The organism is Sphingomonas sp. S-NIH.Pt3_0716 (assembly GCF_003950715.1).
Taxonomy (GTDB): Bacteria; Pseudomonadota; Alphaproteobacteria; order Sphingomonadales; family Sphingomonadaceae; genus Sphingobium; species Sphingobium yanoikuyae_A.
Genome location: NZ_QLJK01000011.1, coordinates 35,952 through 62,425, shown reverse-complemented (window position 1 = coordinate 62,425; position 26,474 = coordinate 35,952). Strand labels below are relative to the sequence as shown.

Here is a 26,474-nt window from a genome sequence, read left to right as displayed (position 1 = left end):
GAAGCGACAATGACGCGACAGCGACGCGACAGGTTCGCGCGTGGGGCAGGTTTGTTAAGCGGGGCGTGAGAGCGGCCTGTTCCATCGCGCGGGGTAGATCAGAAGAGCGGCGAGTAGGAAAGGGAAGGCGGGCATCATCCATTTCCTGACCTGTTCCCCCTCCCGCTCACGGGAGGGGAATGGCTGGAAACCACCCATGATGGGGTTTCGGGATAACTTCGTCACACTAATCCAGGGCTCAAGCTGGCGGACCGTTTTTTGCCGACCCGATCGGGTCGGGCAGCGACTGCGACCGGTGGGAAGCGGACAACGCCGCCTCCCCACCGGTCGCTCAAACTTAATTAGCCGTTTCGATAAGTTCGGCTTCTGCGTTTTGACCGACCTGCACCTGTCCAAGATGTTTCTTGTAGAATGGGACAAGATGCTCCAGCGCAATGTTCACCGGCTCCGGCTTGTCATAAAGGTCGTAGTGCGACCAGCCTTCAACAACGACCAGTTCCTTGTCCTTGGATGCCGCGCGTTCGATTATCTCGCATCCGTCGCGATATGCCCCAAAGGCGCCCGGCTTATCGCCAACAACGATGCACATCGGTTGGGTTAGAAGCACTTCGGCCAGGTGAAACGCGTCCCATCCGACAGCAGCGGCCTGATGTGATGGAACAGACCGGTTCAGGCCGTTGGGCTTTTGCCCGCGCGGGGTTCGATAATATTCCGTGGCTTCCAGTGGATCGATATCCGTCACGCCCATTTTCTTTGCGTCCTGCACGGAAGGCGCGAGCAAATCGTCAACCTTCACCTCAGCGCCGCGTGCTTCTGCGGTGCGCTGGTGGGCCATCGCGTCAAGTGCGCCAATCGGGTTCAAAAGGCTGAAATTGCCGCGCATCAGCCGCCCGTAATTCGCAGCGGTGATGGTGCCAAGCGCCTTGATCCGCCGTTCGGTCATCGTAGCGTTGATTGCGTAGCCACCACCGCCGCAGATGCCCAGCACGCCAATGCGGTCCGCGTCCACATAGGGCAGCGTGACCAGATAGTCGGTGACTCGGCGAAAATCCTCAACGGCCTGTGTGGGATCTTCGATTGAACGCGGTTCACCGCCGCTGGAACCTTGAAAGCTTCGGTCAAAGGCGATGACGACAAAGCCTTCCTTTGCAAGAGCCTGGCCATAAACATTGCCAGAAGTTTGCTCCTTGCAACTCCCAATCGGATGCGCGCTGATAATGGCGGGGTATTTTATGCTCTCATCAAAACCGGGCGGAAAGTGGATATCGGCAGCGATATCCCAATACATATCGCGATTTCGAAAGGTGACGCTTTGCATTTTGGCCTCCTCTAATATGGCTGGGAAGGTATGCAGTGATCGTCATGGTCACAAGAGGCGCTCTGGGAGTAATGTCCGCAATGGGTGCGACGGTGGTCCACAAGTCCATTCGCCCAGTGGCGAACCGACAGCCCCGAAAGAGGACTGGCAGCCTCGCCCCTCGGTCACTGGGAAGTCGACGTTCATTTGCGGGCATCGCCATCCCGGTTTCGAGCTGGAGGCCATTTCTTTCCTGCTTGAACCAGGAAAAGCGGGATGCCGGGGCAGGCCCGGCATGACGGATAGGGCACCCACGGCCATCTCCCCCGTTGAGCCGGCGCCCAAAGCCGCCTACATCATCGCCATGGCCGCCACTGCCTCCATCGCCGAACTGAATGACCGCGCGCGCGACGTGTTTCGCATGGTGGTGGACTCCTATTTGGGCACCGGATTGCCGGTGGGGTCGCGCACGATCAGCAAGATGGGGCTGAGCCTCTCGGCCGCCTCGATCCGCAATGTGATGCAGGATCTGGAGGAACTGGGCCTGCTCGCCGCGCCGCACACCTCGGCCGGGCGGATGCCGACCGAGACCGGGCTGCGGCTGTTCGTCGATGGGATGATGCAGGCGGCCGAGCCTTCGGTGGAGGAGCGCCGCGCGATCGAGGCGGGGCTGGCCGAGGGCGGGCCGATCGAGGAGGCGCTGTCGGCGGCGACGGCGACGCTGTCGGGGCTTTCCGCCTGCGCCGGCATCGTCATGGTGCCCCGGCGCGAGCCGGTGCTGCGCCAGTTCGGCTTCGTGCCCTTGAATGACCGGCAGGCGCTGGCCGTGCTGGTCGGGCAGGACGGGTCGATCGAGAATCGCGTGCTCGACCTGCCGCGCGGGGTGACGCCATCGATGCTGAACGAGGCGGCCAATTTCATGTCGGCGCGCTTTGGCGGGCTGACCCTGCGCCAGGCCGGCGACCTGCTGGCCCGCGAGATGGAGCAGGAGCGCTCCACGCTGGAGGGCGCGGCGCGCGAGCTGGTGACGCGCGGCATCGCGATCTGGAGCCATGACGCCGATGACCGTCCCGTGCTGATCGTGCGGGGGCAGGCGCATCTGATCGACGATGGCACGGCGGCCGACCTGGATCGGGTGCGGCAATTGCTGGAGCAGCTGGAGGGCAAGCAGGAGATTTCGCGCCTGCTGGAGAGCGCGCTGGCGGGCAGCGCGACCAAAATCTTCATCGGTTCGGAAAACAAGCTCTTTTCCCTTTCGGGTTCATCGGTCATAGCCGCCCCCTATCGCGGCGGGGACGGCCGGGTCGTCGGCGTGGTCGGCGTGATCGGCCCCACGCGCTTGAACTATGCCCGAGTGATCCCCATGGTGGATTTCACCGCACAGACGCTGTCGAGATTGATGAGATGAGCGAAGACAAGCAGACTATCGAAAATACCGAAACCCTGGACCAGCTGCCCGAGGAGGAGACCCCCGTGGACGCCCCTGAAAACGCCAATGCCGAGCGTATCGCAGCGCTGGAAGCCGAGCTGGAAACGGCCAAGCAGGACATTCTCTACGCCCATGCCGACACGCAGAATGTGCGGCGCCGGCTGGAGAAGGAACTGGCCGACGCGCGCGCCTATGCCGCGACCAGTTTTGCCCGCGACATGCTGTCGGTGGCCGACAATCTGGGCCGGGCGCTGGCCGCCATTCCCGCCGATCTGCGCGAGGACGATAAGTTCAAGGGGCTGGTGACCGGCCTGGAAGCCACCGGCCGCGAGCTGGAGGCGGTGTTCGGCCGCAACGGCATCACCAAGATCGAATCGGTCGGCCAGCCGCTCGACCCGAACAAGCATCAGGCGGTGATGGAACTGCCGTCGGCGGACGCCGAGCCGGGCACCGTGCTGGTGGAAATGCAGGCCGGCTACAGCATCAAGGACCGCTTGCTGCGCCCCGCCATGGTCAGCGTGGCGAAGAAGCCGGACTGACAAATATCCGCCCCGTTCGGGCTGGATCGGTCAGGGTCCCCCGTGGGGCCGCGAACGCACCGAATCCTTGCCCGAACGGAGGCCCTTTTGATCCACGACCTCAACCTCACCACCGATCGTCCGACCTTTGTCACCCATCTCGAATGTTCGCTGACCGGCGAGCGTTATGAGGCGGATCGGCTGCATGGGCTGTCGGCGGCGGGCAAGCCGCTGCTGGTGCGCTATGATCTGGACGGCGTGCGGGCTACGCTGACCAAGGAAGCGCTCAGCAGCCGGCCGATGGACCTGTGGCGCTGGCGCGAATTGCTGCCGGTGCGCCAGACCAGCAACATCGTGAGCCTGGGCGAAAATGCGACGCCGCTGATCCCGCTGCCGCGCACGGCCAAGCGGCTGGGCGGCGCGCAACTGCTCGCCAAGGATGAGGGGCGGTTGCCGACCGCGTCGTTCAAGGCGCGGGGCCTGGTGATGGCGGTTTCCATGGCCAAGGAACTGGGCGTGACCCAGGTGGCGATGCCGACCAATGGCAATGCCGGCGCGGCGCTGGCCGCCTATGCCGCGGTCGCCGGCATGGAGTCGGTGATCTTCTGCCCGGCCGATACGCCCGAAGTGAATGTGCGCGAGATCGCGGCGCAGGGCGCACGGGTCTATCGCGTCAACGGCTATATCGACGATTGCGGCGCGATCGTCGGTCAGGGCGTCATGGAACGCGGCTGGTTCGATTTCTCGACCCTGAAGGAGCCCTATCGGATCGAGGGCAAGAAGACGATGGGGCTGGAACTGGCCGAGCAGCTCGGCTGGGAACTGCCCGACGCGATCTTCTATCCCACCGGCGGCGGCACCGGCCTCATCGGCATGTGGAAGGCGTTCGACGAACTGGAGAAGATCGGCTTCATCGGGTCGAAGCGGCCCAAGATGTTTGCGGTGCAGGCCGAAGGCTGCGCGCCGATGGTCCGCGCCTTCGAGCAGGGCGTGGAATTTGCCGAGCGCTGGGAGGACGCGCAGACCATCGCCATGGGCATTCGCGTGCCCAGGGCGGTGGGCGACTTCCTGATCCTGCGCGCGGTGCGGGAAAGCGGCGGCGCGGCGCTGGCGGTGTCGGATGCGGCGATCGCGGCGGCGGTGCGCGATGTGGCGCGCGACGACGGCCTGCTGCTCTGTCCCGAGGGTGGGGCGACGCTGGCGGCCTACAGCCGAGCGCTGGACGAGGGGCTGATCGGGCGGGATGAACGCGCGGTGCTGTTCAACTGCGCCAGCGGCCTCAAATATCCGCTGGAGGATCAGAGCCGCACGCTCGACCGGCACGCGCCGATCGATTTCGCGTCGCTCTGATGCCCTGAACGGGCGGGCTGTGGCCCGCCCGCTTATGATCAGAACCGATAATCCCAGCCCAGGGTGAAGAGCCGCCCGCGACCGGCGAAGAAGGCCAGATTGTCGTTGGGCAGGCGCGTGTCGCTATTATAGTCGATATAGAATTTATCGAACAGATTCTGGACGCTGAGATAGACGCCGCCCAGTGATGCGGTGTCATAGCGGAGATAGGCGTCGGTGACGGCATAGCCGCCGAAATTGTTGCGCCGGTCCGGGTTCGCCTTGCCATGGAAATTGCGCGACAGATAATATTGGGTCTGCAGCCGCGCCGAGATGGCGCCATGGCGATAGTCGGCGGCGACGTTCAGGCGATCGGGCGAGATGTTGGTGCCGTCCAGATCTGTATCGACGATGCCGTCGGGATTGGCGCTGTCGCTGTCATAGCGGCCCTTGAGATGGGCATAGCCGGTGGAGAGCTTGAGCCCCGGCAGCGGCGTCTGCACACCCAGGTTGATTTCCAGCCCTTCGATCTCGACCCGCTGGCGCTGCACGGTGAAGATGCCGTCGCCCTGCGCGATCAATATCTGGCCCTTGTCGCTGGACGACCAGAAATAGGTGGCGCTGGCGTCGATCGGGCCGCGCTTCACCTCCAGCCCGATCTCGCGGTTGTTGGAGACGATCGGGCTGATGTCGAGATAATCGTCGAGGTCGACGCCCGCGACGCCGATCGACCGGGTGACGCGGCCGACATCGGGCATGGTGAAGCCTTCGGCATAGCTGGCATAGGCACGAATGCCCTCAAGCGGCTCGAAGATGAGGCCGCCGTTCAGCAGCGCGTCGGAGAATTTGGGCTTGCCGCCATCGACGTCGACGCCGCCATAATTGGGCGCGGTGGTGGAGGCGAGGGTGTGGAAATCGTCGATCTTCACCTGCACATTTTCCCAGCGCACGCCGCCGGCGACGCGGACCAGCCCGTCGGCGATCTTGAGATTGGCCTGGGCGAAGGGCGCGATGGAACGGAAGTCGCTGGGCGGCACCCAGGTGCGGCCGGTGACCATCAGCCGCTGTTCCGTCTTGTCGAACAGGACGTCGAGGCCGACCGTGGTGGTCAGCGCCTCGAAACCGGGCAGGGCGCGTTCATAGCTGATCTTGCCGCCGATCTTGCGCGACCGGTTCTGCGACTGGTCGAACAGGGTGCCGACCGGCGCGATGGCGGGATCCTGGAAGGTCGCGATCGCGGCAAATTCGCCGCCGAAAATGTCGCGGCTGCGGTTGAAGAAAAGCTGGGTGACGAGGTTGCCGCCGGCGACATCGCTGTCGGTGTAGGAGAGGGATGCGCTTTCGGTGCGGTTCGATCCTGGCGTGCCGGGGGCGTCGCCCTTGACCGCGGTGGTGGGGAGGCCGTTTGCGCGGCTGCCGGCGAGCGGGACATAATCGCCATCGCCCTTCAACTCATAGCGATTGAGGATCAGGTCGAGCCGGCCGGTATCGCCCACGGCATAGCCCAGCCGCGCGAAGATGTCGGTGGTCTGCGACGCCTGGGTCTCGCCCTGGGTCAGGTTGATGCCGATGCGGCGGTTGCGCGCATCATAGAAGGCGCCGCGCTTTTCATAGGAGGCGCCGACCGTGGCATCGAAAGCGCCAGCCTTATACTGGACCAGTCCGGCCGCCTTGCCGCCGAAACCGTCGCCGTCGAAATCGTCGCTGGCCGATCCCTGCAGCAGCACCCGGCCGCTGATGCCCTCCTGCTTGGGCGCGCCGACCGTCACCTGGTTGACGATGCCGCCGGTGCCGCCAATCCCCTGCAGCGCGTTGGAGCCATAGATGAGTTCGACCCGGTCGATGAAGAAGCCGTCGATGGTGAAGCCGTCGCGGCTGCCATCGCGCAGCGGAGTCGACTGGGGGATGCCGTTGATGGCGTAGAGCGGCGAGCGGCCGCGCAGCGTTTCGCCCGCGCCCGACAGCTTGCCGCGAGTCGGCGAGAAGCTGGGGGTGAGGGTGGAGATGGCATCGGTGACCGAGCCGGAGATCGCGATCTGCTGGTCGAGCATCTGCTTGTCGATCAGGTCGATCGTCAGCGGCAGCGCATTGGGCGGCAGGATCGAGCGGGCCGCGGTGACGACGATCGATTCGGCGCCCTTGGTGTCAGCGTCGGCCTCGGCCTGCTGCGCCATGGCTGGCGATGCGAGGGCGATGGTCAGCGCCGCCAGCGCGATTGCAGAGTGACGAATTTCGATATGATGCAGCATCGCGATCCCCTGATCCATGTTGGGCAGGGCTGCTAACGACAATCGATCGCAAGAACAATCACATTCTGCATAATGCTTATACCCTGAGGTGATAAGCCCGATTTTCCGGCGTTTCGGGTGGGTGTCTCTATCATAAGATGCATAAAGATATATCTCATGTATTGACGTTGGTGATTTTTAAGATATATCACAATGCATCATGAAGCATTTTGAAAGAGAGAATATGCATTTTTCCCATTCCGATCGCGGCGCTGGGCGCCGGGGTTGCCGGCCGGGCCGGCACATGGATGACGCCATGGTCGATCGTGGTTTCGACCCGCGCGGCTTGGGCCATCGCGGTGAACGCGGCCATGGCCGCTTCTTCGGACCGGGCGGCTTTGGTCCCGAGGGCTTCGGGCGCGGTTTCGGCGGTGGTCGGGCCGGGGGCCGGGGCGGTCCGTTCGGTGAGGACGGCTTTGGTGACGGTCCCTTCGGCGGTGGCCGGGGCGGGCGTGGCGGCGGGCGCCGTCGGCTGTTCGGCAATGATGCGCTCAAGCTCATCCTGCTCAAGCTGATCGCCGATGCGCCGCGCCACGGCTATGACCTGATCCGCGAGATCGAGAGCCTGTCGGGGTCTGTCTATGCGCCCAGTCCGGGCGTCGTCTATCCGACCCTGACCCTGCTGGCCGACATGGACCTGATCGCCGAGCAGCCCGGCGAAGGCAGCCGCAAGCTGTTCGCCATCACCGACGCGGGCACCGCCCATTTGGCCGAGCATGAGGCCGGCGTTGCCGAGGTGATGGAGAAGCTGGCGCATCTGGCCCGCAAGGCCGAACGTAATGATGCCGCGCCGGTCCGCCGCGCGCTGCAGAATATGCGCGTGGCGATCCAGCATCGGCTTGAAAAGGAAGGCGCCGATTCCCAAACCATGTTCGATGTCGCGGCCCTGATCGACGAGGCCGCCAGCAAGATCGAAAGGCTCTGACCCCATGACGCTGACCGCCACCGTGCCGACCACCCATGGCAGCCGTTACCTGCAGCAGCTGTGCAAGCATTGGAGCCACAAGTTCGAGACCAGCTTCGACGCGGACAAGGGCGAGATCGCCTTTCCGATGGGGCCGATCCACATGAGCGCCGATGCCGAGCTGCTGACCGTGGTGCTGGAACCCAATGCCGACGCCGATGTCGAGAAGTTCAAGCAGGTCGTCGCCGACCATCTCGACCGCTTCGCCTTCCGCGAGGCGCCCTTGCCCTTCAACTGGGCCTGAAGGAGCGCTTTCCGGCTGCTCGACTATCTTCCGCCATCCTGACGAAAGTCAGAATCCCTTCGGCGCTATACCTGCAAGGAAGCGCTGAATGGATCCCGGATCAAGTCCGGGATGACGAAGGTGACTTGAGCGCGGGTGCGCATGCGAAAGGGGCCGGGTCTGCACGGCCCGGCCCCTTCCCTGGTAAGCTCCGTGAGGACCGGCAACCCCGGTCCTTCTTTGTATCAGCTATCGGTCTTGGCGCGCATGGCGGCCATGCGGGCGTTGGTCGCCTGCACGTCGGCGGCGGTGACGATACCGTCCTTGTCGGCGTCCTGCTCGGCAAAGGCACGCGCGCCCGATGCGTCATATTCGGCCTGGGCCATCTTGCCGTCCTTGTCCTTGTCGAGGACGTTGAAGCGGACATGGGCCTGGCGGATCTGGCGCTGGCGCTCCTCGGTCTTCTTCTCTTCGGTCAGGCTCGATTGGGCGAGCTGCTTTTCGAGGCGGGCGGCATATTCGCCGACATATTCCTCCTCCGACACCCAGCCATCGCCATTGGCATCGGTCGCCTTGAAACGGGTGACGCGCACGGCGTCGAATTCGGCGCGGGTGACCTGGCCGTCATGGTCGCTGTCATAGTCATGGACGAAGGCGCCGCCTTCATGCGGGGCGGCGAAGGCGGGCGTGCCGGCGGCGGCAACGACGGCGGCGATCAGGATGGAACGGGTGTTCATGGTGCGTCTCCGGAATATCAGGCGGCGTCGAACGCCAGCGTGTAGGTGTAGCTGCGATAGGGTGTTTCCGACCCGGCCGGGGCGGCGCCGCGATGGCGGACCAGGATCAGGTAGGTGCCGGCATCGTCCGGCTTCAGGCTGAAGCGGCCCTGTGCGTCGCTCTTGGTCTCGGTCGCGACCTTGCGGCCGTCATGCACGCCGGCGCTGCGGAACAGGGTGACCTGCGTCGCGGGCAGGGGCTTGCCGTCGAACAGCAGCACGAAGCTGGCATCGCTGCCCGACACGATGGCGTTGGGATGGGTGACCGGCTGGATTTCGAGGCCCGTGCCACTGGGCTTGAGCGCCGCCTGCGTCGTCTGGCCGCGGGTGACATAGGCGTCGGCCAGCGTCATGCTCTGCACCTCGACCTCCTGCGCGCCGGGCTTGGGATCGCCGCCCTCGCCGCGCATCACCCAGGCATCGCCGACGCGGAACATCTTGCCCTTGCGCCCGGCGCGCTGGCCGGTGGTGATGCGATAGGTGCCGTCGGTCTTCAGATCGGCCTCGAACACCGACAGGTCGCGAAGATAGGTGACCGGACCGGTCGTCGCCTGACTGCCGTCCGGCGCGACCAGGTGGAAGGGGGCGTCGCGCATCGCGACTTCGGGGACGAAGGCATCCTCGGCAAAGGCCGAGGTGACGGTGACATGGTCGGCCTTTCCGGCGTCGAACAGGGTCGGCAGCACATAGGGCATATGCGCCTGAGCGGCGGTGGCGCCGGCCAATAGCAGCACAGGCAAGGTGGCGGCGAACAGGGCGTTCACCGGGCGGCGATGGTTGGACAATGGGGTTCCCCTTGGTTTCGTTAGCTCTTCTATAATATATAGTGAGAATCACTTGCAATAGCATTTAATGCGATTAGAGAGCGGCCAACCCGGCGCCTGATGCGCCGCAACAATGATACGGGGGCATTTTTCATGACCAAGTCCAAGACCCTGCTGCTGCTGGGCACCGCACTGATCGCACTGCCGTTGCCGGCAATGGCCCAGGAGCAGAGCGACGACATTGCGGTGGCGAGCGATTCGCAGTTCGCGCTCGACCGGATGATCATCTCCGCCGGTGTCGAGAAGGTCGCGCTGGACACGCCGCAGGCGGTGACCGCGCTGGACCAGGAGGATATCGACCAGCTGCAGGCGACGACGATCGGCGACCTGCTGGAAGGCATGCCGGGCGTCAATGTGCAGGGCGGCGTCGGCCAGCTGGGCCAGGGCTTCAACATTCGCGGCATGGGCACGGCGATCGGCGACAGTGACAACCGCATCCTGATGACGGTCGATGGCGTCACCAAATTCTACGAACAATATCGCATGGGCGCCTTCTTCAGCGAGCCCGAACTGTACAAGCGGGTCGAGGTGCTGCGCGGGCCGGCATCCTCCACCCTCTATGGCGCGGGCGCGCTGGCGGGCGTGATCAACTTCACCACCAAGGATGCGTCGGACTTCCTGCGCGACGGCGACAAGCTGGCCGTGCGCCTGAAGGGCGCGACCGAAACCAATGCGCAGGGCCATACCCTGTCGGGCATCGTCGCGACCGAGCCGGTCGATGGCGTCGAGCTGCTGGGCAGCTATAATTATCGCCGCACCGACGATTACAAGAGCGGCAATGGCGACACCGTCGCTGCCTCCGCCACCGAATCCGACAGCTGGCTGGTCAAGGGCCGGGTCGCGATCGGCGGCAACAAGAAGCATGCGATCTGGGCGTCCTACCAGGACTGGATCAGCGACGCGCCGCAGGTCTATGACCAGATTTCGGCCGCCACCGGCAGCTCGCTGATGCGCCGCCGGGTTCACGACAAGACCGCCGTGCTGGGCTATGTGAACGATTTCGACGGCAGCAAATTCTTCAATGTCGAAGCGCAGGTCGCCTATTCGCTGTCCAAGGTCCATCAGACCGAGACGACCTTCCTGGGCGCGAACCTGGAATATTCCGATTTCTCCTATGAAAGCTGGCAGGCCAAGGTCCAGAATACCAGCGAGTTCGCCATGGGCGGCGACTGGACGACCTTCCTGATCCTGGGCGGCCAGTGGAGCACGCAGGAACGGCGCAACCCGCGCGTCAATTTCGACGGCACGGTGACGCCGGGCGCGGGCACCCATCCCGAAGGCGACATGGACCGTTATGGCCTGTTCGGTCAGCTGGAGATCGTCTGGTCCGACAAGCTGACCATCATGCCTGGCGTGCGCGTCGACTGGACCCGCCTGACGCCGGGCGACACGGTGGTCGGCGGCACCGTCCTGACCGACAAGGTAAAGGATAGCGGCGTGTCGCCCAAGCTCGCGGCGCTCTACAATATCACGCCCTGGTTCGGCCTGTTCGGGTCGGTCGCGCGCACCGTGCGCATGCCCAATATCGACGAAATCTTCACCCGCAGTGCGACCAGACCGAACAATCCGGACCTGAAGCCCGAGAAATCGGACAATTATGAAGCTGGCTTCACTCTGTCCTTCGACGATATGCTGGGCAAGAATGACCGTTTCCGCGCGAAGACCACCCTGTTCCAGAACGACGTCAAGGATCTGATCGTCAACGTCTCGGCCGCGGCGGGCACGCCCTATTTCCAGAATATCAACCGCTCGCGCTTCAAGGGCATCGAGCTGGAAGCCGAATATGGCATGGGCGGCTTCTATGCGCGCGGCAATGCCAGCTTCATCGATGGCAAGAACCGGCTGACCGGCGATTATCTCAACACCATCCCGGCGAACGACTATCGCCTGACGCTGGGTTATAATGATGTGGCGAGCGGCCTGTCGGGCGGCTGGACCGGCGAATTTGCCGAGCGGCAGGACAAGGTGACGCCGGGCAGCTTTGCCTCGGCCGGGTCGGGCCTGGCGACGCCGGGCTACAGCGTCCACAACCTGTTCTTCGCCTTCAAGCCGCAGGGTGGCGTGGCCAAGGGCTTCGAATTCCGCATCGCCATGGATAATATCTTCGACAAGCAATATCGCCGCCATCTGTCGTCGCTCGCCGCCGAGGGACAGAGCTTCCGCTTCACCGTAGCGAATACCTTCTGACGCCATGACGGGCGTGCGGCGTCCCTTTCGCGTCACGGGGCCGGCGGCGGCCTCGCTCGGGATCAACGCGCTGCTGATCGCGGCGCTGCTGAACCTGGGCATGGGCCGCGCGCCGAAGCGCGAGGAGGGGGCTGCACTGACCGTCATGTCGCTGGCGGCGCTGAAGGGCGTGGAGCAGGGGGCGGAGCAGGCCGAGGCGGCGGAGGCGACGGCGCAGCCCGAAGCCCCGGTGCCGACGCAGGCGCCGCCCCCCACGCCAGTCAGTCCGCCGCAGCCGGTGCCGCCGCCGATGGTGGCGATCCCTTCCGCATTGTCGCTGCCCGTCGCGGTGGCGCCGGCTGCTCCGTCCACGCCGGCGGCCGCAGCGGCGCCGTCGCCGCAGGCCGCGGCCAGGGCGGCGCCGGTCATGGCCGCCAGCGCCGGCGCGCCGCCGGCCCGGCGCGGCATTGCCGACGGACTGGACGCCAATGCCCCGGCCGGCAACAGCCGCGCCTATGCCGCGCGGGTCCGCTCCTGGCTCTATGCCCACAAAATTTATCCCCGCCGCGCCAAGATGCGGCATGAGGAAGGGGTGGTGAAGGTCCGCTTCGTGATCGACCGCGCCGGCATGCTGATCGAAGGGCGGGTGATCAGCAGTTCCGGCCGCGCCTCGCTCGACGAGGAGGCTGCCGCCATGCTGCACCGCGCCTCGCCCTATCCCAAGGCCCCATCCGACATATCCGGCGACCGCATCGAATTCACCGCGCCGGTGGAGTTCGTGCTGCCGGTGTAGCGGGGGATGGTCTGGGGATGGCCAGAAGCGGCTGTTTCCTACTCCCCTCCCTTCCAGGGAGGGGCCGGGGGTGGGTGCGCCGCGTAGCGGCAGTCTACGGTCGATAGGGCAGAAGCTCGCTGCGCTCGCAACCCACCCCAACCCCTCCCTAGAAGGGAGGGGCTATGCCTTGTTTCCACCCATCCAAGCCATTGAGCGCAGAGGGGCTGTGCATGCGCGCAACCGGGTGCGTAGGGCGGCTCAGCCCTTGGCCTTGGCGGCGGCGATATAGGCCTGGACCTGTTCGCCCAGCACGTCGAGCGGCAGGGCGCCATTGGCCAGCACCACTTCATGGAAGTCGCGAATGTCGAACTTCGCGCCTAGCGCCTGTTCGGCGTCCTTGCGCAACTGGGCGATACGGATCTGGCCGATCATGTAGCTGGTCGCCTGGCCCGGATTGTTGATGTAGCGATCGACTTCCTTGACGATGTCGCGTTCCGACAGGGGCGCATTGTCGCGGAAATACTGGATCGCCTGTTCGCGCGTCCAGCGCTTGGCATGCAGGCCGGTGTCGGTGACCAGGCGGATCGCGCGCCACATCTGCAGCGAGAGCATGCCGAATTCCGAATAGGGATCGCGATAGGCGCCCATTTCCTTGGCCAGGCGCTCGCTATAGAGGCCCCAGCCTTCGGTATAGGCGCCATAATAGCCGAAGCGGCGGAATTTGGGCAGGTCGGGCAGTTCCTGCGCGCGGGCGATCTGGAAATGATGGCCCGGCGCGCCTTCATGATGGGCGATCGCCGCGACCTGGGGCTTTTGCACCTGATTCATGTCGGCGAGGTTGACGTAGAAGATGCCGGGGCGCGATCCGTCCGGCGCGGGCTGGTTGTAGAAGGCGACCGAGGCGGTTTCCTGCCGCCAGGCCTCGACCGCGCGCACCTCCAGCTTCGCCTTGGGCAGGACGCGGAAGAAGCGCGGCGCGGCGTCCATGGTCTGGGCGATGGCGGCGCGGGCGTCCGCCAGATAGGCTTCGCGGCCGGCGGCATCATTGGGATATTTGAACTTGGGATCGGTGCGCAGCGCCTGGAAGAAATCGGTCAGCGATCCGGCAAAGCCGATCCGCGCCTTCACCGCCTCCATCTCCGCCCGGATCGCCTTCACCTGATCGAGGCCGATCTGGTGGATCTGGTCGGCGTTGAGGCTGGTGGTGGTGTAGAAGGCGAGGCGGGCGTTATAATAGGCCTCGCCGCCCGGCAGGCTCCAGGCGCCGTCATTGCCCTTGGCCTTGGGCTCGATCGCATCGAGCGCGGCGAACAGGGTCTGGAAGCCCTTGGCGAAGGGGCCGGTCAGCGCGGCCTGTGCGTCCGCGATCAGCTTGGCCTTCTCCGCCTCCGATGCCTTGAGCGCGCCGACCTTCTTCTTGAAATCGGCGAACAGGGTGGAGTCCGGCCCCTGATCGAAGGGGGCGCCGCTGATCACCTTCTTCGCGTCGGCGCGGGCGGGGGCGAACACCATTTTCGGCGGGACGATGCCCTGTGCCGCCTGGTCGCGCATCTTGGTCGCGACCTCGTTCATCACCCGCTCGCTGTCGCGCAGGCGGGCAATATAGGCCTGGGCATCGGCGACGCTGTCGACGCGATGTTCGTTGATCAGGAAGACCGGGATATTGCCCGCCGGGCTGCCATTGGTGGACACGGGTAAGGCATATTTGGCAAAGGGCGCCTGCTGCTTCGATGTCGCCACCTGCGCTTCGAACAGACGATAGCTGAGCCGCGCCGAGGGGCCGAGGCGTTCGGGCGAGAAGCGGCGATGCAGCTGCGCAAGCTGCTGTTCCTGCAGCGCCAGGCTGCGGGCGTCGGCCCGTTCGCTATAATCGTCCAGCTTGCCATAGTCGGTCTTGAGGCCAAGGCTGGTCATCGATTCCGGGCTGAGCGCCAGTTGCTGGTCGAACGCCTGGTCGAGGAAGGCGAGCAGTGCCTTGTCTTCCTGAGCGGTCGCCGATGCGGGCGCCGTGGTTGGGGACTTGGTTGGGGCTTGGGCCAGAATCGGGGCGGAGGCGCCGAGGGCAAGGAGCAGCGCGAGCGAGATACGGACGGTCATGGCAATTCCTGTCGCGAATGGGGATGGACAGGGAGAGACAGGCGCGCGGGCGCCAAGTCAAGCCGGGCCTTGCGAAAGCGATCGCTTTTCCGGGGCTTGGGTAGCTCTCCTCGAAGCCTCTGGACAGGCCGTGCCTTTCTGCCATCTACTTTGCACGCGACAATCAAAGGTTGAGCGGGGGTAGGGCGATGGCGATCAGTCTCAAGGTCAATGGACAGACACGATCGGTGGAGGCCGATCCGGCCAAGCCTTTGCTGTGGGCGCTGCGCGAGGATCTGGACATGGTCGGCACCAAGTTCGGTTGTGGCGCGGGGCTGTGCGGCGCCTGCACCGTGCATATCGACGGCAGCCCGGCGCGCGCCTGCCAGACGCCGATCGGCGAGGCGCAGGGCATGGCGATCACCACGATCGAGGCGGTGGCGCAGAGCGATGCGGGCAAGCGGATATCGGACGCCTGGGTCAAGCTGGACGTGCCGCAATGCGGCTATTGCCAGGCCGGGCAGATCATGAGCGCGAGCGCGCTGCTGGCGACCACGCCCGATCCCAGTGACGAGGATATTGACGCGGCGATGATGGGCAATCTTTGCCGCTGCTCCACCTATGTTCGCATCCGCGCCGCGATCAAGGATGCGGCCAGAGCGGGAGCGAAGGCATGAACGCGCCGATCCTGTCGCGCCGCCGCTTCCTGAGCGCCTCGCTGGTTGCGGGCGGTGGCTTGCTGTTCGACCTCAACATTCCGCTGGCCGGCGCGGCCGAGGGCGCGCCGCAGATATTGACCGCCTTCGTGCGCATCCTGCCCGACAATCGCGTCATCATCGGCGCGAAAAATGCCGAGATCGGGCAGGGCGCCAAGACCATGCTGCCGATGCTGATCGCCGAGGAACTGGACGTCGACTGGGCGCAGGTGACGATCGAGCAGACCCATGCCGACCAGAAGATATTCGGCGGGCAGACGGCCGGCGGCAGTCGCACGACGCCGCGCGAATGGCTGCCGACGCGCAAGGCCGGGGCGGCAGCGCGCGCGATGCTGGTCGCGGCGGCGGCGCAGCTATGGGGCGTGGCGCCCGCGACGCTGAAGACCGGCAGCGGCAAGGTGAGCGATCCGGCGTCGGGCAGGAGCATCAGCTATGCCGCGCTCGGCGCCGCTGCGGCGCAGCAGCCCGCGCCCGATCCGGCGACATTGACGCTGAAAGACCCCAAGGATTTCCGCATCATCGGCCAGTCGATCGGCGGCGTGGATACGCCCGCGATCGTGGCGGGCAAGCCATTGTTCGGGATCGATTTCAAGCTGCCCGGCATGCTCTATGCCGTGCTGGAAACCTGCCCGGCCTTTGGCGGTACGTTCAAATCGGGCAATCTGGACGAAGTGAAGGCGCTGCCCGGTGTGGCCCATGTGCTGACGATCAAGGGCGACGGCACGCCGGAATCCTTGTTCGACGGCGTTGCGATCCTGTCTACCAGCTGGTGGAGCGCCAACCAGGCGCGCGAGGCGCTGAAGATCGAATGGGATATGACCGCCGTCAGCGGCTTTTCGACTGAAGGCTATGCGACGCAGGCGGCGGAACGGCTGAAGGGCAAGGCCGATGGCGATATCGTCCGCGCGGGTGATGTGGATGCCGCCTTTGCCGGGGCGGCGAAGACGGTCAGTGCGCAATATGATTATCCCTTCCTGGCGCATGGCACGCTGGAGCCGCAGAACTGCACCGCTCTGTTCAAGGATGGCGCGATCGAGATCTGGGCGCCGACGCAGAATCCGGAAAGCGGGCGCGGGTTGGTGGCCAAGGCGCTGAACATGCCGCCGGAAAAGATCCGCATCAATTTCACCCGTATCGGCGGCGGTTTCGGCCGGCGGCTGATGAACGACTATATGGTGCAGGCGGCGGCGATCGCGGCGCAATTGCCGGGCGTGCCGGTGAAGCTGCTCTATAACCGGCAGCAGGATATGCAGCGCGACTTCTACCGCCCGGCTGGCTGGCACGGCTTCCGTGCGGCGCTGGACAAGGCGGGCAAGCTGACCGCCTTCCACGATCATTTCGTGACCTTCGGCAAGGATAGCAAGCCGGTGCGGTCGGCCGAGATGCCGGCGACCGAAATTCCCGCCGGCCTGATCGACACCGTGCTGCTGGAACAGAGTTTCCTTGCCACCAACATGCCGACCGGTTGGCTGCGCGCGCCCGGCTCCAACGCGCTGGCCTTCGTCACCCAGGCTTTCCTGGACGAAGTGGCGCAGGCGGCGGGCAAGGATCTGCCGACGCTGATGCTGGAATTGCTGGGCGAACCGCGCGAATTGCCGCGCGGTCCCAATGCGCCGCCCTTCGTCACCGGCCGCGCCAGGGGCGTGATCGAGAAGGTGGTGGCGATGAGCGGCTGGGCCGATCGCGGGAAATTGCCCAAGGGGCGGGGCAAGGGCTTCGCCTTTTACTATAGCCATATGGGCTATTTCGCCGAGGTGCTGGAGGTGGCGCTGGTCGATGGTATGCCCAAGGTCGCGACCGTGTGGGTCGCGGGCGACGTCGGCAGCCAGATCATCAACCCGATGAACGCGCTGCATCAGGCGCAGGGATCGGTGATCGAGGGGCTGGGGCAGGCGCTGGCCGGGCAGAAGATCACCCAGGTGGCCGGTGCGGTTGAACAGGCCAATTTCGACACCCATCCGTTGCAGCGCATCCCCGATACGCCGCAGATCATCGTCGAGTTCGTGAAGACCGATTATCCGCCGACCGGCATGGGCGAGCCGGCGCTGCCGCCGGTGATCCCGGCGCTGGTCAATGCGCTGCACGCGGCCACCGGCAAGCGCATCCGCACCCTGCCGATCGTGCCGGAAATGTTCGCCTAAACCCTGTTTTCCAACCCCTCTTTACTTGGCCTGAAAAATCTTGATGATCGTCAAGAATCTGATGGCGGATCGACATGGCGTCATCCGTCATGCCGGTCAGAGGGGCAAAAAAGCCCCCGCCTGAGATTGGGCCGCGTCCAGGGCAAAAGACCGGACGCCAAAGGGGGACATCAGGGTGAAGCAGCTTCCGGTGAAGTTCGGTCTGTTGGCGTTGTTCTCTGCGTCGGTCGTGCTCGCGCAGGCCGATGGCGGTCCCGACGGCGCGACGATGAAGGAGACGGAGGAGGGCATCCCCGTCACCGATCCGCTGGTCCAGGAAAAATGCGGCAGCTGTCACGCGCCCGATGCCAAGGGCAACCTGTCCCGCATCAGTTGGGTGCGCACCACGCCGGAAGGCTGGGCACAGGCAATCAAGCGGATGGTGCGGCTGAATGGCCTCCCCATTACTCCCGAGGAATCGCGCGCGGTCATCAAGTCGCTGTCCGCCTCGCACGGGCTGGCGCCGGAGGAGGCGCGGCCGGTCATGTATCTGCCCGAAAAGCGGATCGTCGACGAAGTGCTGCCGAACGAGACGATGCGCGGCGCCTGTGCCAGTTGCCATGCCTTTGCCCAGCCCTTGTCCTGGCGCCGGTCGAAGCTGGAATGGAAGACGCTGCAGGATCTGCACGTCGCCCTCTATTCGCAGGCCGACGCCCAATATCGCCGTCCGGCCGAGGATAGCGAGCAGGCCGCCGGCCGCGACCCCAAGGACAAGATGACGCGCGGCGAATATGCGCTGACTTACCTGCCCAAGGTGGCGGGGCTGCATACGCCCGAATGGGCCGCCTGGAGCTCGCGCCTGCGCGCGCCGCGGCTGGCGGGCGACTGGCTGGTTGTGGCGTCGGTGCCGGGGCAGGGCCGCTTCGTCGGCACGATGACGGTGGCGCCGGGCGCGGCGGCCGACGAGTTCAAGACCAGTGCGTCGCTCACCTCGCTCGCCAATGGCGCGACTATCAGCCGCAGCGGCACCGGTCTTGTCTATTCCGGCTATAGCTGGCGCGGCTCGTCCAGGGGCGGCGCGGCGCCGGGCAAGCCCGATGATCTGGGCAGTCCGGCGCGCGAGACGATGTGGTTCGCGCCCGATCAGCAGCGCGCCGAAGGGCGATGGTTCTGGGGCGAATATCAGGAATTCGGCTATGATGTGAAACTGGTCCGCGCGACCGCCGCGCCCGCGATTCTGGCGGTGACGCCGGGCGCGGTGAAGGCCGGGACGAAGGGCGTCGACGTCACCATCTGGGGGCATAATCTGCCGGCCTCGCTGACGGCGGCGGATGTCGATCTGGGCGCGGGCGTCACCGTCGCCAGGGTCGTGTCGGCGACGCCGGGCAAGGCGGTGCTGAGCGTCGATGTCGCGGCAAGCGCGCCCGCCGGCCAGCGCGATGTCGGCATTGGCGGCGCGGTGCTGGAAAAGGCGTTCCCGGTCTATCGCAAGGTCGATTATCTCAAGGTCACGCCGGAAACGAGCCTGGCCCGGCTTGGGGGCACCAAGTTCGCCAAGGGATACCAGCAGTTCGAGGCGATCGGTTACGACAACGGCCTGGATGGCAAGCCGAACACGAGCGACGATGTCGCCATCGGACCGGTCGACGCGACCTGGTCGATGCAGGAATTCATGTCGGTCTATTATGATGACGACATGAAATATGTGGGCGCGCTGAGCCCCACCGCCTTTTTCACGCCGGGGCTGGAAGGCCCCAATCCCGAACGCCGGTTCAGCCGCAACAATTATGGCGAGGTCTGGGTCGTCGCCACGGCAAAGGCGGAAAAGGACAAGTTCGGCAAGCCCCTGAGCGCGCGGTCCTATCTGGTCGTGACCGTGCCCATGTATCAGCGCTTCGACCAGCCGGAGGTGTCGCGATGACCGTCATGCAGGCCCCTGCCTATCGCCGCGCCGAATATCATGGCTTTGCCGCCGGCGGCAGCGACTTCGTCTATCTGGTGAGCGCCGGCGCGATCTTCGAGATCGATGCGCAGGTGCAGGCGGTGCTGGACCGGCTCGACGGCCAGGAACTGAGCCATGCCGCGCTGGTCCGCGAACTGGCGGGCGAAGACGGCGACCTGGCCGAAGCCGAGGTGCTGGTGCGCGAATTGCGCGCGGTGCAACTGATCCATCTGGGCGCGGCGCCGGTGTCGGTGCCCGAAGCGCCGCCGGCCGATTTTCCGCTCCAGGCGCTGGTGCTGAACATCACCAACCAGTGCAACCTTGCCTGCACCTATTGCTATGAGTTCGGCGCGGACAAGATCGCGACGCCGGCCGGCAAGCCCAAATATATGACGCTGGAGACGGCGAAGGCGTCGGTCGACCTGCTGATCGCGGAAGCGGCCCATCGCCCGTCGGTCCACATCACCTTCTTCGGCGGCGAAACCTTGATGAATTTCAAGCTTCTGCGCGATGTGGTGGATTATGCCAATGGCGCGACGGCGGCGGCAGGCAAGGGGATCACCTATAGCCTCACCACCAATGCGACCTTGCTGACGCCGGAAATCGTCACCTTCCTGTCGGACAACCGGGTCGGCGTCACCGTGTCGATGGACGGTCCGCCGGAGTTGCAGGACAAGCATCGCGTCTACAAGAATGGCAAGGGCAGCTATGCGGTGATCGAGCCGCGGCTGCGCACGCTGATCGCCCATCATCGCACCCGTGCCGTCACCGCGCGCGTCACCCTGACCGAAGGCGTGACCGATGTCGTGCGCATCTTCCGCCATCTGAAGGATGATCTGGGCTTTCACGAAGTCGGCTTTGCGCCCGTGACCACGGGGGAAACGCGGGCCTATTCGATCGATGCCGACGGCATGGACTACGTGCTGGCGCAGTTCAACCTGCTGGCGCGCGAATGGCTGGAATATGCGCTGCGAGGGGAAATGCATGGCTTCACCAATGTCAGCGAGACGATCAGCGAGCTGATTTCGGGCGTCAACAAATCGCATCCCTGCGGCGCGGGCATGGGGCTGATGGGGGTCAGCCCGTCGGGCGACCTGTCGCCCTGTCACCGCTTCACCGACGCGGACACCCATGTGATGGGCCATGTGTCGAGCGGCATCGACCGGGCCAAGCAGGGCGATTTCCTGAGCCGGGGCCATGTCGGCGCCAAATATGATTGCCAGAGCTGCTGGTCGCGGCCGCTCTGCGCCGGCGGCTGCCACCATGAAGCGTTCGTCCGCTATGGCGACACCGGTCACGCCAATCTCCATTATTGCGACTGGATCCGGCAATGGACCGACACCTGCCTGCATATCTATGGCGAGTTGGCGGTGAAGAACCCCGGCTTCCTCGGGCATTTCGCTGAACGAAAGGGGCTGTCATGAAGCATCTTCGTGCCATCAACAAAAAGGCGCGGCGGATCGACGACGCCGTGACGCAGATGGAGGCGGCGATCGAGGCCGCCGCTGCGTCGGGCGCCACGCCATCCGACATGGAGGAGGATGTCGTCGCCCTGCAACAGGCGCCGCGTCCGCATGTGCCGATGGGCTGTACCCTGTCCTTCTCGCCCGGCTGGGAAGTGGATGCGGGCGGCGGCACGGCGGGCCTGTGCCAGCCGGTCGAGCGCGACATCTATGATTGCTACGTCACCTGCTTCTGGCCGGTGCAGGTGCCCGACCATGTGAATTATTCGCCCGACTGGGCCAGCAACTGCGCCACCGCGACCAAGGACTGGCGCAATCTCGACCTGGTATTCCCATGAGGCGCGCGATGCAGAAAATCCGCTTTGTCCTGGCGGCGGGCCTCGCCGCGCTGGCGACCATCCCCACCCATGCCGCGACCCTGTTCATGGGCGCCTATCCCGATGTTCTGCTGGTCTTTGACGAAGGCAAGGGCGCGGTCACGCAGAAGATCAAGCTGGACACCGGCCTGCCGACCGCCATGAGCCTGTCGGACGATGGCAAGCGCATCTATGTGTCGACCATCACCACCAGCGGGATCGAGGTGATCGACGCCGCCAGCCGGCAGGTGGTGAGCAAGTTCAGCCTGAACGACGGCCCCAATCGCGTGCGCTTCTATGGCGGCGTGGCGGACCCGGCGGGCCGCTATTTCTACACGATCATCACCAGGATCGACAAGGAAATGGACCGCTACAAGGTCAGCAAGCCGCTCTACGGCGTCATTGACCTGAAGCTCGGCAAGCTGGTGCGCACCGCCGAGATCGAGAAGGATGATGAAAAGGCGATCGGCGGCTTTCGCGTCGCCTTCAAGGTGTCGGGCGACGGCAAATATCTCTATGCCTTTGGCGAGAAGGTGATCGTCATCGACACCGCGACGCTGAAGGCCACCGACCGCATCGACCTGGCCCGGCCCGAAGGGACGGGGCTGGAGAATGTCGGCTTTGGCGGATCGCTCGAAACGCTGCGCACGCCCGGCCAATATGTCTCGCTGTTCAACGCGGCCGATCCCTATATCCACAGCAAGATGTTCGGCCTGGCCCGGTTCGACCTCAATAGCCGCCAGTTCGACTTCACCCCGATCGGCCCGGCGCCGGCTGCCATGGCGGGCCTGGAAATCACGCCTGACGGCAAGCAGGCCTATACCGTCGTGACCAACGGCACGCTGGGATCGAAGCGGTGCGAATTCTGGCACATGGACCTTTCCACCAACGCGGTAGTGGACAAGGCGGAATTTCCCTGCCGCTCGCGCTTCCGCTTCGGCATGTCGATGGATGGGGCGAAGCTCTATATCTATGGCGCCAGCTTCGACATCGAGGTCTATGACGCGAAGACGCTGAAGCTGGAAGCGACCTGGGATCTTGGCAATGACGCGACTGGCGCCGGCATGGTGGCGGTGCCGTGACCCGTTCCGGCCGTCCCGACACTCCGATGGCCGTGGCCATCCGGGGCAGCGGGATGGCCGCCAATGCCTGCGCGCATCTGCTGAAAGGGGCGGGGCTCCGCGTCGGACAGGAGCCCGCCCATCGCCCGCCGGTGCCCAGCCTGTTGTTGAGCGAGGCGGCGCTGGCGTTGATGCGGGAGCTGTTCGCGCGGCCGGACCTGCTCGCGGACGCGCCGCGCGTGCGGCGCCGGCTGGTCGCCTGGGGCGGGGCGCCGGTGATGGTGCCGCATGAGGCGGTGCTGGCGTCGGAAGAACGGGTGCAGGCCGCGTTCGCGGTGGCGGAGACAGCGCCGATCGCCGCGCCCGATTTCACCATCCATGCCGCGCCGCCGCTGCCGATCGGCGAACTGCATGTCTTTGGCGAGCGCCATGCCGTCGCCGCCCGTGTGCGGCTGCGCGATCCGGTCTGCCGCGAGGAAGGGCGGGTCGAGGCGGTCGAGAGCGGCTGGTTGTTCCTGGTGCCGGCGGACGGGGACGAGGGCTGGCTGCTGGGCGTCGGTGGCGAAATCGACGCGCTGCTGGCGCAGAGCCGGTTGATCGCGCCGGTGGTCGATCCGATCGGTGGATCGTCGCGCCCCTTTCTCGCCGCGCCGCGCCTGCATCTGCCGCTGGTCGGCGACGACTGGCTGGCCTGTGGCACGGCGGCGATCGGCTTCGATCCGATCTGCGGCGATGGCACCGCCCAGTCGGTGCGTGAGGCGGTACTGGCGAGCGCGGTGCTGACGGGAATCATGGAAGGCGGCGACCGGGCCGCGCTGCTCGGTCATTATCAGGCGATGCTGATCGCGGCGATGCGGCGGCATCTGCTGCTCTGCGCCCAATTTTATGCCGGTGGCGGCTGGGGCGACTGGTGGCGCGCCCAGCATGAGGCGCTGATGCAGGGGCATCGCTGGTGTACCGGGCTGCTGGCGAAACTGCCCGAGCCGCAATTTGCGCTGCACGGCCTGCGACTGGTGCCACGGCGGGAGGCGGCATGAGCGCGCCTGTCGCTGAATGGCGCAGCTATCGCCGGCTGCTTCCCTATATCCGGCCCTATCGGCGCGGGCTGTTGCTGGTGCTGGCGATCAGCATCCTGTCGACCGCGCTCGGCCTCGCCCAACCCTATCTGTCCAAGCTGATGATAGATCAGGCGCTGCTGCGGCGGGACATGGGCGCGCTGTGGCGGATCGCGGGGATCATGATTACGGTCACGGTGCTGGGTTTCGGCGTCAACATCCTGGCAAGCTATCGCTATGTCCGCCTGTCGGCGGCGATGCTCTATGACATGCGCGCCGCGCTGCTGCGCCATCTCCAGACGCTCTCGCCACGCTTCTATGCCAGCTTCCGGCTGGGCGACCTCGTCTCACGCATGAACAGCGATGTGAGCGATGTGCAGCGGATCGCGTCCGACACCTTGCTCTCGGTGGTCAGCAACCTGCTCTTCTTCATCGGCTGCGTCGCGATGATGCTCTGGCTCGACTGGCGGCTGTTCCTGGTCGGCGTGCTGCTGGTGCCGGCCAGCCTTGCCGCCTTCACTCATTATCAGCGGCGGCTGACCGCGCTGACCCGCGACATGCGCGAGCGCGGCGCGGATCTCGGCAGCCTGCTGGTCGATACGGTGATGGGCATGCGCGTCGTCACCGCGCTGCGCGCGGGCGAGCATGAGGTCGGGCGCTTCAAGGCGAAGAATGACGCCTTTGTCGGCGCGATGCTGCGGATGCAGGTCGCCTCCTACATGACCGGGGCGCTGCCCGGCACGCTGATGACCGGGGCGACCTCCGCCGTGATCCTTTATGGCGGCTGGCGGATCATCGAGGGCGACATGAGCATCGGCACGCTCGTCGCCTTCATGACCTATCATATGCGACTACTGTCGCCGATCCAGACGCTGATGGGGCTGACGTCCGGTCTGGCATCGGCGCGGGTGTCGCTGGGGCGGATCTTCGAGCTTTTCGACACCCGGCCCGATGTCGAGGAGCGGGCCGATGCCGCGCCGATCGGCCGGGTGCGCGGCGAAGTGCGTTTCGAACAGGTGGCGATGCGCTATGATCGCGATCCGGTGCTGCGTGACATGGACCTGACCATATCCGCCGGCAGCATCTGCGCGATCCTGGGGCCGAGCGGCGTCGGCAAGTCGACCATGGCCGACCTGATGGTGCGGCATGCCGATCCGACCGGCGGGCGCCTGTTGCTCGACGGGCATGATCTGCGCGACTTGCGGCTCGACGACCTGCGGCGCGAGGTGATGCTGGTCGACCAATCGCCCTGGCTGTTCAATGACAGTATCGCCGCCAATATCGGCTTTGCCCTGCCGGACGTGCGCATCGAGGATATCGAGGCCGCCGCCCATGCCGCCGGGCTCGACGCGTTCCTGGCGCGCCTGCCCGAGGGGCTGGACACCCGCACCGGCGAGCGGGGACTGGCGCTGTCGGCGGGCGAGCGGCAGCGCATCGTCATCGCCCGCGCGCTGTTGCGCCGGCCATCGGTGCTGATCCTGGACGAACCGACATCTGCGCTGGATGGCGAGACCGAGGCGCTGGTGGCGCAGCGCCTGCGCGGCGCTCTCCCCGATGCGACCATCATCCTCATCACCCACAAGCCGGCCCTGGCGCGGATCGCCGACCGGAGCGTGACGATCACCGATGGGCAGGCGCAGGTGGCGCAACAGCCCGAGCCGGCCCATGCCTGATCTGCTGCCTGAACCGCTGCGCATCGCCGTGATCGACAGCGGCGTCCATCCCGATCATCCCCATATCGATGCCGCCCGGCTGCTGCCCGGCTATGCTATCGCGAAGGATGGGGGTGACAGCGAAGCTGACACAGGCGACCGGCTTGGCCATGGCACCGCCGTGACCGCCGCGATCCAGGATCAGGCGCCCGATGCGCTCTGCCTGCCGATCCGGGTATTTCATGATGCGCTCAGCACCACGGCGCGGGCGCTGGTCGCGGCGATCGACCGGGCGGTGGCGGCACGGGTGGACCTGATCAACCTCAGCCTCGGCACCGTCAATCCGGCCCATGGCGAGGCATTCGCGGCAGCGGCCGAAAGGGCGCTGGAGGCCGGCATCCTGATCGTCGCAGCGCGCGATAATGACGGCACGCCCTGCTATCCCGGCAGTCTGGATATGGTCTTGGGAGTCGGCCTCGACTGGGATTGTCCGCGCGACGATTTTCGGCTGCGGGCGGGGCTGGCTTTCGCCTCGGGGCATCCCCGGCCGATCCCCGGCGTGCCCCAGCGCCGCAACCTTCATGGTGTCAGTTTCGCTGTCGCCAACATGACCGGTCTGATCGCGCGGCAGGGGCGGGCGGGGTTGGCCCGGTGGATGCCGGCCGGCGCCCGCGCACAGGCAGGTTGATCAGGCGCCCGGTTCGCTGAGCGCAATATCCATGTCGGCAAAGGCCAGGCGCAGCAGCTCGGCCATGGCGTTGCGCGCGGCCGCCGTATCGCGCGCGGCGATGGCGCGATGCACCGCCTGATGATCGGGCAGGGGGTCGCGCGGCAACAGCTTCTTGCGATGCTTGAAGGTGGTGGTCCAGCTCACCGCCGCGCCGACCGAACTGGCCAGTGCCTCCAGCGCGTCATTATGGGTCGCGGCCAGAATGGCATTGTGGAAACGCTGGTCGGCGGCGCGTCCTTCCGGCGTGGACAGGCCATAGCGTTCCATCTCGGCCAGCGCCGCGTCCATGATCGCCAGCTGATCGTCGGTGCGGCGGCGCGCGGCAAATTCGGCCGCCGCCGGCTCGATCACGCCGCGCAGCTCGAACAGGTCGCGGATGAAGGCGCGGTCGGGTTCGCCGGCGAACATCCAGGCGAGCATTTCGGGGTCGAGCACGTTCCAGCGTGCGCGCGGCAGCACGCGGGTGCCCGCCTTCGGGCGGCTTTCCAGCATGCCCTTGGCAATCAGGATGCGGATCGCTTCCCGATAGGCGGTGCGCGATACGCCAAGGCGTTCCGACGCCTCGATCTCGCCCTCGAACAGGTCGCCGGGCTTGTGCCTGCCGGTCAGGATGGCGGTGCCCATGTCGCGGGCGATCGCCTGGTGAATGCGGAGCGAGCCTTCGTCCGACGCGAACTTGCGTTCCGGTCCGTCCTTGCGCTCGCTCCCCATTCT

General features: G+C 65.7%; 22 protein-coding genes. 16 read left to right on the top strand and 6 right to left on the bottom strand.

All coding sequences use genetic code 11. From position 1 onward, the window contains the following. Window positions 1–337 precede the first annotated feature (337 nt). Window positions 338–1,318 carry an alpha/beta hydrolase gene (locus tag BRX37_RS10860; RefSeq protein ID WP_125986908.1) on the bottom strand — a complete coding sequence of 327 codons (981 nt, stop codon included), beginning with the start codon at window positions 1,316–1,318 and terminating at the stop codon, window positions 338–340. 343 nt (window positions 1,319–1,661) lie between these two features. On the opposite strand from BRX37_RS10860, the gene hrcA reads away from it, so the two are divergent. From hrcA to BRX37_RS10845, 3 genes are all read left to right on the top strand, one after another. Further along, complete coding sequence (gene hrcA / locus BRX37_RS10855) at window positions 1,662–2,705, top strand: heat-inducible transcriptional repressor HrcA (RefSeq protein ID WP_037510582.1); 1,044 nt, start codon at window positions 1,662–1,664, stop codon at window positions 2,703–2,705. Continuing rightward, a complete protein-coding gene (gene grpE, locus BRX37_RS10850) occupies window positions 2,702–3,265 on the top strand; it encodes a nucleotide exchange factor GrpE (protein WP_004210939.1) in 564 nt (187 codons plus the stop codon). Before hrcA ends, grpE begins: the two co-directional genes overlap by 4 nt. 87 nt (window positions 3,266–3,352) lie before the next feature. Next, window positions 3,353–4,594, top strand: a complete 1,242-nt coding sequence (locus BRX37_RS10845; protein ID WP_125986906.1) for a threonine synthase — start codon at window positions 3,353–3,355, stop codon at window positions 4,592–4,594. 38 nt (window positions 4,595–4,632) lie between these two features. Here the strand turns inward: BRX37_RS10845 and BRX37_RS10840 are convergent, their stop codons facing one another. Further along, a complete protein-coding gene (locus BRX37_RS10840; RefSeq protein WP_486056633.1) occupies window positions 4,633–6,840 on the bottom strand; it encodes a TonB-dependent receptor in 2,208 nt (735 codons plus the stop codon). A gap of 265 nt (window positions 6,841–7,105) precedes the next feature. Between BRX37_RS10840 and BRX37_RS10835 the strand changes: the two genes are divergently transcribed. Further along, on the top strand, window positions 7,106–7,786 hold the full coding sequence (locus BRX37_RS10835; protein WP_125986904.1) for a PadR family transcriptional regulator: 681 nt from the start codon (window positions 7,106–7,108) through the stop codon (window positions 7,784–7,786). Window positions 7,787–7,790: 4 nt separating this feature from the next. Then, on the top strand, window positions 7,791–8,069 hold the full coding sequence (locus tag BRX37_RS10830; RefSeq protein ID WP_125986902.1) for a DUF2218 domain-containing protein: 279 nt from the start codon (window positions 7,791–7,793) through the stop codon (window positions 8,067–8,069). Between the two features lie 224 nt (window positions 8,070–8,293). On the opposite strand, the gene BRX37_RS10825 is transcribed toward BRX37_RS10830, so the two are convergent. Continuing rightward, a complete protein-coding gene (locus tag BRX37_RS10825; protein WP_125986900.1) occupies window positions 8,294–8,785 on the bottom strand; it encodes an EF-hand domain-containing protein in 492 nt (163 codons plus the stop codon). A 17-nt stretch (window positions 8,786–8,802) separates the two neighbouring features. Then, window positions 8,803–9,609 (bottom strand): DUF4198 domain-containing protein, encoded by an 807-nt coding sequence (locus tag BRX37_RS10820; RefSeq protein WP_125986898.1) that lies wholly within the window; start codon window positions 9,607–9,609, stop codon window positions 8,803–8,805. A gap of 132 nt (window positions 9,610–9,741) precedes the next feature. Between BRX37_RS10820 and BRX37_RS10815 the strand changes: the two genes are divergently transcribed. Both BRX37_RS10815 and BRX37_RS10810 read left to right on the top strand, forming a co-directional pair. Next, entirely contained in the window at window positions 9,742–11,835 is a 2,094-nt protein-coding gene (locus BRX37_RS10815; RefSeq protein ID WP_318276667.1) for a TonB-dependent receptor domain-containing protein, read from the top strand. A gap of 4 nt (window positions 11,836–11,839) precedes the next feature. Next, window positions 11,840–12,607, top strand: a complete 768-nt coding sequence (locus BRX37_RS10810; RefSeq protein ID WP_072894521.1) for an energy transducer TonB — start codon at window positions 11,840–11,842, stop codon at window positions 12,605–12,607. Between the two features lie 240 nt (window positions 12,608–12,847). On the opposite strand, the gene BRX37_RS10805 is transcribed toward BRX37_RS10810, so the two are convergent. Further along, window positions 12,848–14,686: a DUF885 domain-containing protein gene (locus tag BRX37_RS10805; protein ID WP_125986894.1), complete on the bottom strand. Its 1,839-nt coding sequence runs from the start codon at window positions 14,684–14,686 to the stop codon at window positions 12,848–12,850. A 188-nt stretch (window positions 14,687–14,874) separates the two neighbouring features. On the opposite strand from BRX37_RS10805, the gene BRX37_RS10800 reads away from it, so the two are divergent. The 9 genes from BRX37_RS10800 (at window position 14,875) to qhpE (ending at window position 25,718) form a co-directional block, all read left to right on the top strand. Then, on the top strand, window positions 14,875–15,342 hold the full coding sequence (locus BRX37_RS10800) for a (2Fe-2S)-binding protein (RefSeq protein WP_048938979.1): 468 nt from the start codon (window positions 14,875–14,877) through the stop codon (window positions 15,340–15,342). Then, complete coding sequence (locus BRX37_RS10795) at window positions 15,339–17,522, top strand: xanthine dehydrogenase family protein molybdopterin-binding subunit (protein ID WP_125986892.1); 2,184 nt, start codon at window positions 15,339–15,341, stop codon at window positions 17,520–17,522. Before BRX37_RS10800 ends, BRX37_RS10795 begins: the two co-directional genes overlap by 4 nt. A 175-nt stretch (window positions 17,523–17,697) precedes the next feature. Next, on the top strand, window positions 17,698–19,422 hold the full coding sequence (peaA, locus tag BRX37_RS10790; protein WP_125986890.1) for a quinohemoprotein amine dehydrogenase subunit alpha: 1,725 nt from the start codon (window positions 17,698–17,700) through the stop codon (window positions 19,420–19,422). Continuing rightward, the gene (peaB, locus tag BRX37_RS10785; protein ID WP_125986888.1) at window positions 19,419–20,867 is read left to right on the top strand and encodes a quinohemoprotein amine dehydrogenase maturation protein; all 1,449 of its coding nucleotides are present in this window, start codon (window positions 19,419–19,421) and stop codon (window positions 20,865–20,867) included. Before peaA ends, peaB begins: the two co-directional genes overlap by 4 nt. Further along, window positions 20,864–21,244, top strand: a complete 381-nt coding sequence (gene qhpC / locus BRX37_RS10780; RefSeq protein ID WP_017501471.1) for a quinohemoprotein amine dehydrogenase subunit gamma — start codon at window positions 20,864–20,866, stop codon at window positions 21,242–21,244. The genes peaB and qhpC overlap by 4 nt, the downstream gene beginning before the upstream one ends. An 8-nt stretch (window positions 21,245–21,252) precedes the next feature. Next, a complete protein-coding gene (locus tag BRX37_RS10775) occupies window positions 21,253–22,344 on the top strand; it encodes a YncE family protein (protein WP_125986886.1) in 1,092 nt (363 codons plus the stop codon). After that, window positions 22,341–23,360, top strand: coding sequence for a hypothetical protein (locus BRX37_RS10770; protein WP_318276666.1), 1,020 nt, complete (start codon window positions 22,341–22,343; stop codon window positions 23,358–23,360). Before BRX37_RS10775 ends, BRX37_RS10770 begins: the two co-directional genes overlap by 4 nt. Continuing rightward, on the top strand, window positions 23,357–25,051 hold the full coding sequence (locus BRX37_RS10765; RefSeq protein WP_125986884.1) for an ABC transporter ATP-binding protein: 1,695 nt from the start codon (window positions 23,357–23,359) through the stop codon (window positions 25,049–25,051). The genes BRX37_RS10770 and BRX37_RS10765 overlap by 4 nt, the downstream gene beginning before the upstream one ends. Then, on the top strand, window positions 25,044–25,718 hold the full coding sequence (gene qhpE, locus BRX37_RS10760) for a subtilisin-like serine protease QhpE (protein ID WP_318276665.1): 675 nt from the start codon (window positions 25,044–25,046) through the stop codon (window positions 25,716–25,718). The genes BRX37_RS10765 and qhpE overlap by 8 nt, the downstream gene beginning before the upstream one ends. Here the strand turns inward: qhpE and BRX37_RS10755 are convergent, their stop codons facing one another. Next, window positions 25,719–26,471, bottom strand: a complete 753-nt coding sequence (locus BRX37_RS10755) for a FadR/GntR family transcriptional regulator (RefSeq protein WP_004210963.1) — start codon at window positions 26,469–26,471, stop codon at window positions 25,719–25,721. Window positions 26,472–26,474 lie beyond the last annotated feature (3 nt).

What these genes read in the sequence shown, in the direction of transcription:
- BRX37_RS10860 (WP_125986908.1), bottom strand. Translation starts at nt 1,318, where the DNA reads ATGCAAAGCGTCACCTTTCGAAATCGCGATATGTATTGGGATATCGCT.
- hrcA (WP_037510582.1), top strand. Translation starts at nt 1,662, where the DNA reads ATGGCCGCCACTGCCTCCATCGCCGAACTGAATGACCGCGCGCGCGAC.
- grpE (WP_004210939.1), top strand. Translation starts at nt 2,702, where the DNA reads ATGAGCGAAGACAAGCAGACTATCGAAAATACCGAAACCCTGGACCAG.
- BRX37_RS10840 (WP_486056633.1), bottom strand. Translation starts at nt 6,840, where the DNA reads ATGGATCAGGGGATCGCGATGCTGCATCATATCGAAATTCGTCACTCT.
- BRX37_RS10835 (WP_125986904.1), top strand. Translation starts at nt 7,106, where the DNA reads ATGGATGACGCCATGGTCGATCGTGGTTTCGACCCGCGCGGCTTGGGC.
- BRX37_RS10830 (WP_125986902.1), top strand. Translation starts at nt 7,791, where the DNA reads ATGACGCTGACCGCCACCGTGCCGACCACCCATGGCAGCCGTTACCTG.
- BRX37_RS10825 (WP_125986900.1), bottom strand. Translation starts at nt 8,785, where the DNA reads ATGAACACCCGTTCCATCCTGATCGCCGCCGTCGTTGCCGCCGCCGGC.
- BRX37_RS10815 (WP_318276667.1), top strand. Translation starts at nt 9,742, where the DNA reads ATGACCAAGTCCAAGACCCTGCTGCTGCTGGGCACCGCACTGATCGCA.
- BRX37_RS10810 (WP_072894521.1), top strand. Translation starts at nt 11,840, where the DNA reads ATGACGGGCGTGCGGCGTCCCTTTCGCGTCACGGGGCCGGCGGCGGCC.
- BRX37_RS10805 (WP_125986894.1), bottom strand. Translation starts at nt 14,686, where the DNA reads ATGACCGTCCGTATCTCGCTCGCGCTGCTCCTTGCCCTCGGCGCCTCC.
- BRX37_RS10800 (WP_048938979.1), top strand. Translation starts at nt 14,875, where the DNA reads ATGGCGATCAGTCTCAAGGTCAATGGACAGACACGATCGGTGGAGGCC.
- BRX37_RS10795 (WP_125986892.1), top strand. Translation starts at nt 15,339, where the DNA reads ATGAACGCGCCGATCCTGTCGCGCCGCCGCTTCCTGAGCGCCTCGCTG.
- peaB (WP_125986888.1), top strand. Translation starts at nt 19,419, where the DNA reads ATGACCGTCATGCAGGCCCCTGCCTATCGCCGCGCCGAATATCATGGC.
- qhpC (WP_017501471.1), top strand. Translation starts at nt 20,864, where the DNA reads ATGAAGCATCTTCGTGCCATCAACAAAAAGGCGCGGCGGATCGACGAC.
- BRX37_RS10775 (WP_125986886.1), top strand. Translation starts at nt 21,253, where the DNA reads ATGCAGAAAATCCGCTTTGTCCTGGCGGCGGGCCTCGCCGCGCTGGCG.
- BRX37_RS10765 (WP_125986884.1), top strand. Translation starts at nt 23,357, where the DNA reads ATGAGCGCGCCTGTCGCTGAATGGCGCAGCTATCGCCGGCTGCTTCCC.
- qhpE (WP_318276665.1), top strand. Translation starts at nt 25,044, where the DNA reads ATGCCTGATCTGCTGCCTGAACCGCTGCGCATCGCCGTGATCGACAGC.
- BRX37_RS10755 (WP_004210963.1), bottom strand. Translation starts at nt 26,471, where the DNA reads ATGGGGAGCGAGCGCAAGGACGGACCGGAACGCAAGTTCGCGTCGGAC.